Raw genomic sequence first — 11,638 nt, forward strand, 5'->3', positions numbered from 1 at the left:
TCATTCTTATCCTTTTATCATTATAACTTTATCGTTACTGTTCACGCATACGTGCCCAGTAACGGAATTTGCCGTGGCTTCGCATTTAAATACGGCAAATTCCTGCTGCCACCACGTTTTCTTACGGCACTTTCGGTTCCAAAAGTGCCTACCTGTGAACAGTAACACTTTATCTGCCCATCTACCACTGCGCCACCTTATCTCATGGCATTTTCGGTTCCAAAAATGCCTGCATATGAACAGTCACTGTACATCCTCTTACTCTTGTGGCTTCCATTTACATAAATTTTGTCAAATCCAGACATTTTAAGCGGTTTACCAGGATTCCTCCGAGAAGCCCAATCAGCGCCCCCGCTGCCGTTCCGGCTGCCAGAAGCACCGGAAGATAGTAGAACAGACTCGCATTTTCCACCACCAGCGCCGCCACGATAAGCTGCCCGATGTTGTGTCCCGCACCACCCAGGATGCTGACACCGGTCACGCCGAACCAGTCCAACCGGCGGAACACCACCATCAGAAGAAGGCTGACCGCAGCACCTGCCAGACTATACAGCATCATCGACAGGTTTCCAAACGTAAATCCTACCAGCACGATACGCACCAATGCAATCGCCGCTGCCGCACCGGCTCCCAGCAGATACAGGCTCACGATCGACGCCAGATTCGCCAATCCCAGCTTGATCCCCGGAACGCCCAGGTTGAGCGGTATCAGGGTCTCGACATAGCTCAGCAGAAATGCCAGCGCTGTCATCATTCCATATAAAGCGATTTTTCCGGCTCTGGATGTGCCTGCTCGTCCTTTTTTCTGCATTTCTTCCTCCTCTGTATACCTCTATAAATATATTAGTAAAAATTTTTAGTTTTGTAAAGCGCGTAACTGTTCACAGATAGGAATTTTCTGAACTAAAAATTCCGTACGATACAGTTCTGGCGTTACTGTTCACGCATACGTGCCCAGTAACGTTCTGGCTGCCGGTGCATTTAGTTTCTGGGCCGTAATCTTGACTTTCCTATCAACCTTTGTTAGAGTAGTTGCAGACATTTTTGCAAACATAGTTTCAAACCGAATTTTCGATATTTTTAAGAATGGAGCTCTTTATGAAAAAAAAGGATTTATCCGCGCTTCTGACACTTCTTGCCGTCGTATTTTTTGGCTGCGGCGCGGCGCTTCTTTTCAGCAAATCCCGCCGGGAGCCGATCAGCCGTTCCGCGTTTCTGCTGAATACATTTGTCAACATCACACTCTATGATTCGCAGGATGAAGCGATCCTTGACCACTGTGTGGACATGTGCCAGGAGTACGAAAACCGTTTCAGCAAGACGATCGAGGGCAGCGAGCTTTACAAGTTAAACCACCGCAGCGCCGACGAGACGACTTTTACCGTCTCCGACGATATGGCGGCGATGATTTCTGAAGGACTGCATTACAGTGAGGTTTCCCATGGTGCCTACGACCTGACGATCGAACCGCTCAGTTCTCTCTGGAATTTTACCAGCGACGAGCACGTGATCCCGGCGGAGGATGACATAACAGCGGCGGCAGAACGCGTCAACTGGAAAAATGTGAAACTTGACGGAAATACTTTAACCTTCCTCTCCCCGGACACGACGATTGACCTCGGCTCCATCGCCAAGGGCTACATTGCCGACCGCATGAAAGACTATCTGACCGAATCCGGCGTCGAAAGCGCCATCATCAACCTGGGCGGCAACGTACTCTGTGTCGGTGAGCGCACAAACCACCAGCCGTTCCGCATCGGGCTGCAGAAACCGTTTGCCGACTATGCAACGGTCTTTGCCGATCTGAATATTGATGACATGTCCGTTGTCTCCTCCGGCGTCTATGAGCGCCATTTTGAAAAAAACGGTGTCAATTACCATCACCTGTTAAACCCGAAAACAGGCTATCCGTACCAGAACGGACTGGTTTCCGTGACGATCGTCTCCCCGCGTTCGGTGGACGGCGATGTACTCAGCACGACCTGTTTCTCGATGGGACTGGATAAGGGCCTGGAACTCATCAATTCAATGGATGGCATTTATGCTTATTTTATCACGGATGATTATAAACTGATTTACTCGGATGGAGCGGAGGCATTTATTGATGAAATCAAAGAAAAATAGAAATGATTTTGTTTTGATTCTGGTTCTTCTAGCCGTCATACTCATCGGTTTTCTGGTTGTGCGCTTGCAGCGCCAGAAGGATGCTTTTACCGTTGATGTCAGTGTCAATGGAACAACCGTCGCCACCTACCGGCTGGATGAGGAGATAGACACCTGGATCGATGGGTATCAGGGGGGACAAAATCATCTGGTGATTCAAGATGGATGTGCCCGGATCGAAGAGGCAGACTGCCCGGACAAGCTCTGTGTGAAGCAGGGAACCGTTTCAGAGAGTGGGGAATCGCTGGTTTGCCTGCCGAATAGGGTGGTTGTGGCGGTTAAATAGATATGGTTTGCCAACACGGACGGAAGAAACGCCCAGCGGGTACGCATAATTGCGCCGCTGGGCGTTTTCTGTTTATTTTATTCCACAAATTTGATCGATTTTAAGCAGCTCTTCCTCGCTCAACGGTGCCCCATCCAACATTTTCAGATTATCTAATATCTGCTCCGGTTTGGACGCACCGATGAGAACGCTGGTTACCACAGGATCCTTCATGACCCATTTGAGCGCCATCTGGGAGAGTTTTTCGCCTCTCTGTCCGGCCATCTCGTTGAGGGCGCGGATCTGGCTGATTTTTTCTTCGGTGAGCTGGTCTTTTTTGAGAAATCTGCCGTCGGTCATGACGCGGCTGTCGGCTGGGATACCGTACAGATAACGGTCGGTTAAAGTTCCCTGTGCAAGCGGGCTGAATGCAATCAGACCTTTCTTTTCTTTGACAGCGGCTTCTTTTAAGCCGTTGTTTTCGATCGTGCGGTCAAAGATGCTGTAGCGGTTCTGATTGATGACGAACGGGCATTTCAGATCACGCAGGATCGCAGCGGCTTCCTGCATTTTTTGTCCATTGTAGTTGGAAAGTCCTGCATAGAGAGCTTTTCCGCTCTTAACTGCCTGATCGAGTGCTCCCATCGTCTCCTCAAGCGGCGTCTCCGGGTCCATCCGGTGATGGTAGAAAATGTCTACATACGGAAGTCCCAGGCGTGTAAGGCTCTGATCGAGGCTTGCAAGCAGGTATTTACGGCTGCCCCAGTTTCCATAAGGGCCGTTCCACATCTCGTATCCGGCTTTCGTGCTGATGATCAGCTCGTCTCGATATGGCATGAAATTTTCCTTTACAATCCGTCCCAGATTTTCCTCAGCACTTCCCGGCTCCGGTCCATAATTGTTGGCAAGGTCAAAGTGCGTGACGCCATTGTCAAAAGCGGTAAAACACAGCTTCCGCATTGTCTCATAGACGCCGGTGCTGCCAAAATTATGCCAGAATCCCAGCGAAACTGCCGGGAGTCTGAGTCCGCTGCTGCCGCAGCGGTTGTAGGTCATTCCATCATATCTTGCGTCTGCTGCCTGATACATATACTCTTTCCTTTCCTACTCCCGTCCAGCCTCTGCCTGAACCTCGCGGATAGCTGCGTCGATCTGTGCCTCTACGGATACCGGCTTCTGGACCGGTGCTTCCGGCTGCTTCTTTACTTTCTGTACGGTCAGCGGCATATTAACGCCCAGCGGATTGAGAACGATGCCCTTTGCCTCCTCCGGGAGTACCTGAGCCAGCTTGAGCGCATCTACGACAACCGGGCGGAATTTCTTCTCACGGTTGAAACGCTGGAACTCGATCACATCCGTAAAGATCGGCTGGAAAATATCTCCGCTCTTTAATTTAACCAGCGGAATGCCATTTCCTTCCTCTGGAAGCGGCACGATATAGCGGCCCTTCGTGAAGTGCGCGCCGATCTCCTCCTGTAAATCGTTTAATTCCGGCGTAATCTCCTGATTTGGCTGACGGCGCAGATCCTGCATATAGTAAAGCATCGTCAGGTGCAGCTCCGGGTTCTCCACCCAGACTTTTCCATTCTTGCTCTCCTCCGGGTCTTTGCGTCTTACAAACTCGGTCAGCTGAATCATCTTCTGCTCCTCGCCCACGTGTACCTGGATAGCATTGACACCCATCGTGTAAAGGCTGGTATAGAAAAGCAGAAGGCTCTTTCTGTCTACCTTCGCGATTCCTACCGGAATCTGCTGCTCTGCCAGCTTCTGTGCGCCTGCCTTTGCGCCCTCTTCGTCCGTAAACAGCAGGATGGCATCATCCATTGTTTCCGGATCACAGTATACATACGGCTCTTTCGTACATCCGGAAAGAATGGCATATAAGGAATCTGCCTCTCTTAACTTCTGTGCGAAGATATCCGGCTCCTGTTCATTCGTATTTGTCTGCTTTGTCTCGTTTTCCATCCGTCTAATCTCCTTTTTATTGAATCGTCATCAATGCCTCAAAATCAGCCCGTGCAAATCGGTGGTAAATCGTGTGCCCCATCTCCTCACGGATGCAGTAATCATATGCATCGATGCTGCTGTCTGTAAAATAAATGACATAATCAAAATCCATGCCGTCCGGCATCTGCCGACACTCATACGCACCGAATTTTTCAAACACAGCGGTAATCTCTTCCTTTGTGCAGGCGTGCTTTTCCCGAAACAACTGGATCAGCTCCTTTAAAAACGGCGGTTCCGGAACCTGCTCATGGACATACTCCACAAAATCCGGCGGGATCGTAAAGACGATCCGATCGGCGTGGATCCGAATCTGGGTATCTCCCATTTTCTCCTTCTTCGCCTCCAGCTCATGCCGTATCTTCTTCGCCAGCTCCCGGATATCCGTCTCCTGTATCTCCAGCATCGCATTCAGGGAAGAAAGCGGATAATAAAGGCGCATCGTCTCCCTGGCATAACCAAGTTTTAGCTGCGCCTCTTTGATCTGATCCGTCATATTTTGAATTAAAGCTTCCAGTCTCATGTCATACTCCTGCCTCGGAAACGAAACCTCCGTCCCCGGCATCTTTATTGGGTCGATTGAATCATTGATAAGTACCTTTTTCACAATCTCTCTCATTATAACAATTTACCGAAAATGCGTCAATATGCGGATATTTGCTTTTTCGGTTTCTGTACACGCATAGTTACTGGGCACATATGCGTGTACAGTGACACACATATGTGCCCAGTAACAGACCTCTACAAATAGCAGGTCGTAAAATGCGCCTCGCCCTCGTCATCCAGATCCATGAGCATGTAGCTCGGGCGTCTGCCCTCCTGGCGCGGAAACGAAAGACTGCCCGGATTCAACACAGTCAGATCCCCGCGCCGCTCCAGATACGGCTTGTGGGTATGTCCAAACATCGCAATCTGCACGCCGCGATCCTGTGCCTCATCGATCAGGCGCTCCGTCCCAACCGATACGCTATAAAAATGACCGTGGGTTAGAAATGTGCGGTATTTTCCAATCGAAATCTCCTTCTCACGGTCCAGATGGGAGAAAAAATCATTATTTCCCAGCACCATATAGACCTCGCAGTCCGGGTTCTGCTCCTTACACCACGACGTAATCATGTCCTCACTTCCCTCGGCGTCACCCAGATGAATGAACATGTCAAACGGTGCTTCATTCTGGATGACTTCCAGCAGATTACCATCCCGACGGTGGGTGTCGCTTGTAATTAATATTTTTTTCATCACTCGCCAAGCGCCTCCTTCAGCGCATCTTTCATCCGCTCCAGCGCCTTGCCCCGGTGGCTGATACGGTTTTTTTCCTCCATCGTGAGCTCTGCTGACGTTTTGCCGTACTCCGGCAGCCAGAGAATCGGATCATATCCAAATCCGCCGTTTCCAGCCGCTTCCTTTGCAATCTCGCCCTCCATCGCCGCTTCTGTGTGAAGCACTCTGCCATCCGGCAGCACTGCCGCGATATTGCACATAAAACGGGCGCTCCGCTCTTTTCCTTTTGCATCCTTCACGCGCTCAATCAAAATCCGGTTCTTTTCCTCATACGGTGTGTCCCCTAAATACCGCGCTGAATAAACGCCCGGCTCGCCGTTTAAATAATCTATCACCAGTCCGGAATCATCTGCCAGCACAATGCCGCCCGTCTTCTCCCAGACTGCCTTCGCCTTGATCTCTGCATTCTCGCGGAAGGTGGTTCCATTTTCCTCGATCTCGCCTTCAAATCCAGCCTCGCGCATCGTAACAATCTCACGGTTTAAATCCTTTAAAATCTCACGGATCTCTTTCAGCTTTCCCGCATTTCCCGTCGCAAATATAATTTTCTCGCTCACTTTTCCTCGCTCCTTTATCCTCAAACAGCATGGCTTTTCATATCCCGACATTCCGAATCACCGTTCTTCAAAAACGGCTTCCGCCATACCTTCACATCCGTACCAGCAATCAATTCCAGGAATCCACATTTCTCGTATACGCTTTCAAACACACATTGCAGTTTTGCTCCGCCTCCACGCGCTCCCAGGAGGAACCGCGGTAACTGATATAGCCTTCACCGTCGCTTAAATCGACCGTCAGTCCCTTATCCGGCGAACTGTACTCGATCGCCACCGGATGAATCGCTCCCGGCGTCGTGATCTCGACAATCACGGCAAACCGTTCGCCTGCCTCCAGCGTCACCGTCTTATCCAGCAAAACCGTATAATATCCGGCGTTCGCAACCTCCCCGGAAGCCACCTTTCTGCGCCGCCCGAACTGGGAGCTGCCCTCGGCGTCCGTCACGGTATATACCTGATACGATGTATTTTCCCCGGTTGCATAGAAGCCGACTGCCTCCAGCTCTTCTTTCTCCTCTGCCGTATAAATATTGGCAAAAAATGCCGATTCTTTTCCGTAACCGAGCTGCCCGACCCAGCCGCACAGATCTGCCTGGTAAATGTGGTCGTAATTATCTGCCGACTCGATACCGGAATAGAGAATGTTGTGGATCCCAATATTTGTATCATAGTAGGATACGTAAAAATACCCATCGTCCCCAAATTCGCCGCCCCAGCTGTTGGCGCAGATAAACGCGCCATCCCCCTCCGGAGGCTGGTTAAAATTGTCTCTCGAATAGTGGTCATCCCAGCCGATGATCACAACGTCATGATTTGGCTTCTCATCGCCATTATACCAGTACGCCCCTGTCTCTTTCCGGTAATAATGCGTATCGTCGCGGTCACTGACCATCGCCGTATACAGGGAGCTCTGAACGCCTCCGTACAGATAAACCGCCCGTTTAACCGCCTCATAATCCTTCTCCGGCAACACCTGTATCTCCTGCACATGACAAGCAGGGCTTAAACCGTCAGGCGAATAGCCGTCGCCGTATGGATCCTGTTCTTCCAGCACCGGCCCCTGCCACGCCAGCAGATACGCCATCGACATCGTATACTCACCCCCGGCATTCTGTGAAAAATGGAAGCTGTTCCGGAGGGACATATGATCCTCCGAAAAGCTGACATTCCACTCCGGCCGGACACGACTTTCCAGCGCCATCACCGATGCAAACGCCCAGCACGTTCCGAGACTCCCCTGGTTTTTAACCGCCGGTGCCCGGCCAGCCTTCCGGTAATCATAGGATTCCGGCAAAAACGTGGCTGGATCCTCTGACCCGGTCAGTTCCATTTTCCGGTTCTCTGCATCCCAATTTTCTTCATAGGAAAATACCTCCGTCACCGCCTCAAGCGGCACATACAGGATTCCATTTTCCCACTCTGGGGGTGCTGCAATCGTCTGGCTCTCCTCCCCAAGCAAAAGTTCCGGGCTTCCGACCGTCATCTCCGCATGAGTATTGCCGCGCTCCATCACAAGCCGGTTTCCATCGTAGAGAAGCGCCGCACAGGAAAGCGCGTCCGGCAGCATCCCATACGGTATCATAAACTGCCCGTCCTGCGACATTCTCAAGCTTCCAAGCTGCGGATCGACCATTGTTCCATCGACTTCCAGCGTGATCGGGCTGTCATTAATCTCCTCGGCCATCTGCTCATACCACTCCGGCTGCCACTCGGCGCTCTCCTCCGTCTTTTCCACCTGCTTCGGAATATGAATCAGACGGTTCTCGCGTACCAGAAATCCCAGCAGAAGCACCAGAAGCGCCCCATAGAAAACATTACGCTTCAACCTGATCCCCCGTTTTTCTTCTCGGCGGCTTCGGACCCATAAACTGATAATAATACGTCTTCATCATACCATTGTAGATTTTCCGGTTCTTGTCCGCTTTCCTGCCAATATAGCGCTCTGCGTCCTCATACGCGGTAATCAGGTACATCGACCAGGAATCCAGCGCCTTAAACCGTTCACCGATCGTCTTATAGAGCGCTGGAAGGTTCTTTTTCTCCTCGATACGCTCGCCGTAAGGCGGGTTTGTGATAATAAAGCCATATTTCTTCGGATGGCTCAGCTGCGCCACCGGGCGCTCCTGGAAATGAATCATGTGATCCACTCCGGCTCTCTCCGCATTTTCCCGCGCCGCCTTGATTACCTCTCCGTCAATATCGTAGCCCTGAATGTCTACCTTTACGGTATCATCCACCATCTCGGTCGCTTCATCGATCGCGTCGTACCAGCATTTCTTCGGAATCAGGTTTGTCCAGCTCTCCGACAGGAAGGAACGGTTCATGCCCGGTGCCATATTTGCCGCGATCATCGCCGCCTCGATTGGGAAAGTACCGCTTCCGCAGAACGGATCGACCAGAATCCGGTCCGCTTTCCACGGAGTCAGAAGAATCAGCGCCGCTGCCAGTGTTTCCGTGATCGGCGCCTTACTCGTCATCTGACGGTAACCGCGCTTGTGCAGCGACTCGCCGCTCGTATCGATACCGACTGTCACCTGATCCTTATAGAAAAAGACGCGCAGCGGATATTCATTGCCCGTCTCCGGCATCCGGTCCAGATCGTAATATTCCTGCATATGACGGGCAATCGCCTTTTTCATAATTCTCTGGATATCTGACGGGCTGAACAGCTTACTCGAAATAGACGACGCCTTTTTAACCCAGCATTTACCGTCCTTCGGAAGATATTTCTCCCACGGAATCGCACGGGTCGCCTCAAACAGCTCGTCAAAGGTCACTGCCTTGAAGCTTCCCACTTTTAAAAGGACGCGCTCCGCCGTCCGCAGAAAAATATTCGCACGGCAGATCGCCTCCGCATCGCCGATAAAGGTTACGCGGCCATTTTCCACCTCGGTAACCTCATAGCCCAGATCCACTACCTCTTTTTTTAACACTGCTTCCAGTCCAAAATGACAGGGAGCAATCAGTTCATATCGTTCCAATCTTTTTTCCTCTTATCTCTCTGTGGATTCATTGCCAAATCATTTCATGCAAAGAATCCTTTTATTTTCATTACAGTCTTCACCATTTTTATTCTAGTTGACTGGTCTGCATCTGTCAATGAAAAGCCGCGGCAAAAGTGTCTATCTCAGGCTGCACTGATACTGTTCACGCATACGTGCCCAGTAACGGAATTTGCCGTGGCTTCGCATTTAAATACGGCAAATTCCTGCTGCCACCACGTTTTCTTACGGCACTTTCGGTTCCAAAAGTGCCTACCCGTGTACAATAACACTGCACTGATACTTTCCCTGATAAAAGCGGTAACCGCCGCCCAGATTATAAACTTCATATCCCATCCGGTCATACCAGCCGCACACCAGAAGGCTTTCACTCCCCCGCGCACAGTAAAACAGAAGCGGACGTTCACCTGTAAGTGTCTGCCGGTTATCCTGAAGCCATAAAAATGGAATATTTTCCGCCTCGCAGAGGTGAGACACATTATATTCTTCCGGCGTCCGAAGGTCAATCAGCCGTCCCGTGTACCCTTGCTCCAGCCACGCGTCCAGATACCGCACCGGTATGGTCTGATACATCCGTCATCCCTCCTCATTTTATACAAAAACGGTTTCTGACAGAACCCGATTTCTTTTTTACCTCTATGTAATATTAATATATGCTTTGTCCGGCGGACAGGTGTCAGAGGAGATGCGGCAGCCTCTTCCATTGGCACGAAAGTACAAAAGACGAACAAATGCCGGGAAACGGTGGATATTCCGCATTCCCGGCATTCACTATTTTTTCTCTTATCTGCCTGTCTCATCAGTCACAATCGCTGTAATCATCCTCTGTCTTGTCCTGATACTGGTTTTTAGAGCTATTTCTGGAACGGTTCTGGCTCTGGTTCTGCATGCGGTTCTGGCTCTGGTTGGAACCATAATTAGAGCTGTTCTTGGATGCATTTTTGGTGCTGTTTTTCTCGGCACTGTTATCATAGTTGCTGTAACTGTTTTTGCTTGACATAAGTCATTCCTCCTAAATTCCTGCCCTGTCAGGTTTTCTACGTGTCGGTTCCGGCTTCCTGTGAACAGCCGCTTAACCGTCACTTTCTTGTTACAGGTCTTAGTATGGAATTTTACTGCGAAAGTATGCAGGGTAATTCTTACTTTTTATGCCAGTAATATTTTTTTGTTTCATCGGACGCAATTTCCTATGAAATCAAAAAACATCTGCATCCAACCCTTTTTTCATGAAAAGGTTCAATGCAGATGTTTCGTAAATTCATTCTTAACCCAGCACGTTCACAATCTTAACCGGTGTGCGGTAGTTCCATGGGGAAGTCTTGATGCCGGTCCTTTCAGTTGAAGCATGTACCACTTTGCCGTCGCCGATATACATCGCTACATGGTTGATACCTCTTCCGCTTCCGTAGAAAATCAGGTCGCCCGGCTGCATCTGGTCAGCGCTGATTGCTGTACCCTGCTTGGACTGGGAAGTTGAAGAACGGTTCAGGCTCACACCGGCACCGTGCTGCATCACATATTTCGTAAAACCAGAACAGTCAACCCCTGTGTGCGGGTCGCTGCCGCCAAATTTATAACGTCCACCTACAAACTGCAGTGCATAATTGACTAACTGCTCTCTGGTCGAGAGATTGCTCTGCTCTGCGACAAATGCATCTGCGACTGCAGCTGCTTCCTCTGCCTTGCTGAGCATAACGCTACTCTGAACCTTCAAATAGCCTTCCATCTCACCGGCTGCTACCTTGATCCAGCTGTCGTCTGCCTTTCCAACTACGTCATAGGACTCGCCCTTTTCAGCCATCGCTACTACTTCTGAGTTTTCATCCTCATCCGCATAGATCGAAAGGTCTGCTGCCACGGTTGCCACCATGTCGCTCTCATAACCTGTAGACGGCCCCGCAAAAGCTGCCTGCGCGCTGCCAATGGTCAGCATTGAGCACACGCATACCATACTGAAAAGTTTCTTTGTTCTATTTAAATTCATGCTTCAAAACTCCTTAATTAGATTTTGTGATTCCCGCAGATATTGCTGAAACAAAAGAATCGAGTCCCAATCGCTGTGGTGTTATCTATCGTTCGAAATGTTACATAATTATTAAATCTTATTACATTGTTATTATATTTTCTTTTCTTTTCGTTGTCAAGGAAATGACGGATCTTTTATATTTATTTAAGATTTTAATTTCCGACAAAAAAGCGCAAAAATACAGGGAATTTCAACCATATTGGTACAAAATATTTTTGCCCCAGGCTGCCGAAATGCCCTGTATTTTCAAGTGTTTTTTATATCATCTTATATATAATGCAAATCACGATTCTGAAACATATTTCATAATTCTAAGATTCTGTCTCTGGCAAAATTTTAT

Annotated in this window: 13 protein-coding genes; 2 read left to right on the forward strand and 11 right to left on the reverse strand. The window is 49.7% G+C overall.

Annotation, left to right across the window (positions count from 1 at the left end):
* Positions 1-277: 277 nt before the first annotated feature.
* Positions 278-811: a Gx transporter family protein gene (locus DWV73_RS06260; protein WP_107000497.1), complete on the reverse strand. Its 534-nt coding sequence runs from the start codon at positions 809-811 to the stop codon at positions 278-280.
* A 287-nt stretch (positions 812-1,098) separates the two neighbouring features.
* Here DWV73_RS06260 and DWV73_RS06265 point away from each other — a divergent pair, with 287 nt between their 5' ends.
* The gene (locus DWV73_RS06265; RefSeq protein WP_107000498.1) at positions 1,099-2,124 is read left to right on the forward strand and encodes an FAD:protein FMN transferase; all 1,026 of its coding nucleotides are present in this window, start codon (positions 1,099-1,101) and stop codon (positions 2,122-2,124) included.
* Positions 2,105-2,449, forward strand: coding sequence for a NusG domain II-containing protein (locus DWV73_RS06270; protein WP_181357182.1), 345 nt, complete (start codon positions 2,105-2,107; stop codon positions 2,447-2,449). The genes DWV73_RS06265 and DWV73_RS06270 overlap by 20 nt, the downstream gene beginning before the upstream one ends.
* A gap of 72 nt (positions 2,450-2,521) precedes the next feature.
* Here DWV73_RS06270 and DWV73_RS06275 read toward each other — a convergent pair whose 3' ends face one another.
* From DWV73_RS06275 to DWV73_RS06320, 10 genes are all read right to left on the reverse strand, one after another.
* A complete protein-coding gene (locus DWV73_RS06275) occupies positions 2,522-3,517 on the reverse strand; it encodes an aldo/keto reductase (protein WP_107000500.1) in 996 nt (331 codons plus the stop codon).
* A gap of 15 nt (positions 3,518-3,532) precedes the next feature.
* Complete coding sequence (locus DWV73_RS06280; RefSeq protein WP_022359338.1) at positions 3,533-4,393, reverse strand: SseB family protein; 861 nt, start codon at positions 4,391-4,393, stop codon at positions 3,533-3,535.
* Positions 4,394-4,409: 16 nt separating this feature from the next.
* Positions 4,410-5,039: a DUF3877 family protein gene (locus DWV73_RS06285; RefSeq protein ID WP_181986221.1), complete on the reverse strand. Its 630-nt coding sequence runs from the start codon at positions 5,037-5,039 to the stop codon at positions 4,410-4,412.
* A 134-nt stretch (positions 5,040-5,173) separates the two neighbouring features.
* Positions 5,174-5,671: a metallophosphoesterase gene (locus DWV73_RS06290; RefSeq protein WP_117796169.1), complete on the reverse strand. Its 498-nt coding sequence runs from the start codon at positions 5,669-5,671 to the stop codon at positions 5,174-5,176.
* Entirely contained in the window at positions 5,671-6,270 is a 600-nt protein-coding gene (gene rdgB, locus DWV73_RS06295) for an RdgB/HAM1 family non-canonical purine NTP pyrophosphatase (RefSeq protein ID WP_117796170.1), read from the reverse strand. The genes DWV73_RS06290 and rdgB overlap by 1 nt, the downstream gene beginning before the upstream one ends.
* Positions 6,271-6,379: 109 nt before the next feature.
* Positions 6,380-8,095: a lectin like domain-containing protein gene (locus DWV73_RS06300; RefSeq protein WP_117796171.1), complete on the reverse strand. Its 1,716-nt coding sequence runs from the start codon at positions 8,093-8,095 to the stop codon at positions 6,380-6,382.
* Entirely contained in the window at positions 8,085-9,251 is a 1,167-nt protein-coding gene (locus DWV73_RS06305; RefSeq protein WP_107000505.1) for a class I SAM-dependent RNA methyltransferase, read from the reverse strand. Before DWV73_RS06305 ends, DWV73_RS06300 begins: the two co-directional genes overlap by 11 nt.
* A 273-nt stretch (positions 9,252-9,524) precedes the next feature.
* Positions 9,525-9,845: a rhodanese-like domain-containing protein gene (locus tag DWV73_RS06310; RefSeq protein WP_117796172.1), complete on the reverse strand. Its 321-nt coding sequence runs from the start codon at positions 9,843-9,845 to the stop codon at positions 9,525-9,527.
* A 226-nt stretch (positions 9,846-10,071) separates the two neighbouring features.
* A complete protein-coding gene (locus DWV73_RS06315; RefSeq protein ID WP_107000506.1) occupies positions 10,072-10,272 on the reverse strand; it encodes a hypothetical protein in 201 nt (66 codons plus the stop codon).
* A gap of 264 nt (positions 10,273-10,536) precedes the next feature.
* Positions 10,537-11,256: a C40 family peptidase gene (locus tag DWV73_RS06320; protein ID WP_022359330.1), complete on the reverse strand. Its 720-nt coding sequence runs from the start codon at positions 11,254-11,256 to the stop codon at positions 10,537-10,539.
* Between the last annotated feature and the right edge of the window lie 382 nt (positions 11,257-11,638).

It is taken from the genome of Clostridium sp. AF12-41 (assembly GCF_003461685.1).
GTDB classification, from domain to species: Bacteria; Bacillota; Clostridia; order Lachnospirales; family Lachnospiraceae; genus Otoolea; species Otoolea fessa.

What these genes read in the sequence shown, in the direction of transcription:
- DWV73_RS06315 (WP_107000506.1), bottom strand. Translation starts at nt 10,272, where the DNA reads ATGTCAAGCAAAAACAGTTACAGCAACTATGATAACAGTGCCGAGAAA.
- DWV73_RS06270 (WP_181357182.1), top strand. Translation starts at nt 2,105, where the DNA reads ATGAAATCAAAGAAAAATAGAAATGATTTTGTTTTGATTCTGGTTCTT.
- DWV73_RS06275 (WP_107000500.1), bottom strand. Translation starts at nt 3,517, where the DNA reads ATGTATCAGGCAGCAGACGCAAGATATGATGGAATGACCTACAACCGC.
- DWV73_RS06290 (WP_117796169.1), bottom strand. Translation starts at nt 5,671, where the DNA reads ATGAAAAAAATATTAATTACAAGCGACACCCACCGTCGGGATGGTAAT.
- DWV73_RS06280 (WP_022359338.1), bottom strand. Translation starts at nt 4,393, where the DNA reads ATGGAAAACGAGACAAAGCAGACAAATACGAATGAACAGGAGCCGGAT.
- DWV73_RS06320 (WP_022359330.1), bottom strand. Translation starts at nt 11,256, where the DNA reads ATGAATTTAAATAGAACAAAGAAACTTTTCAGTATGGTATGCGTGTGC.
- DWV73_RS06265 (WP_107000498.1), top strand. Translation starts at nt 1,099, where the DNA reads ATGAAAAAAAAGGATTTATCCGCGCTTCTGACACTTCTTGCCGTCGTA.
- DWV73_RS06260 (WP_107000497.1), bottom strand. Translation starts at nt 811, where the DNA reads ATGCAGAAAAAAGGACGAGCAGGCACATCCAGAGCCGGAAAAATCGCT.
- DWV73_RS06310 (WP_117796172.1), bottom strand. Translation starts at nt 9,845, where the DNA reads ATGTATCAGACCATACCGGTGCGGTATCTGGACGCGTGGCTGGAGCAA.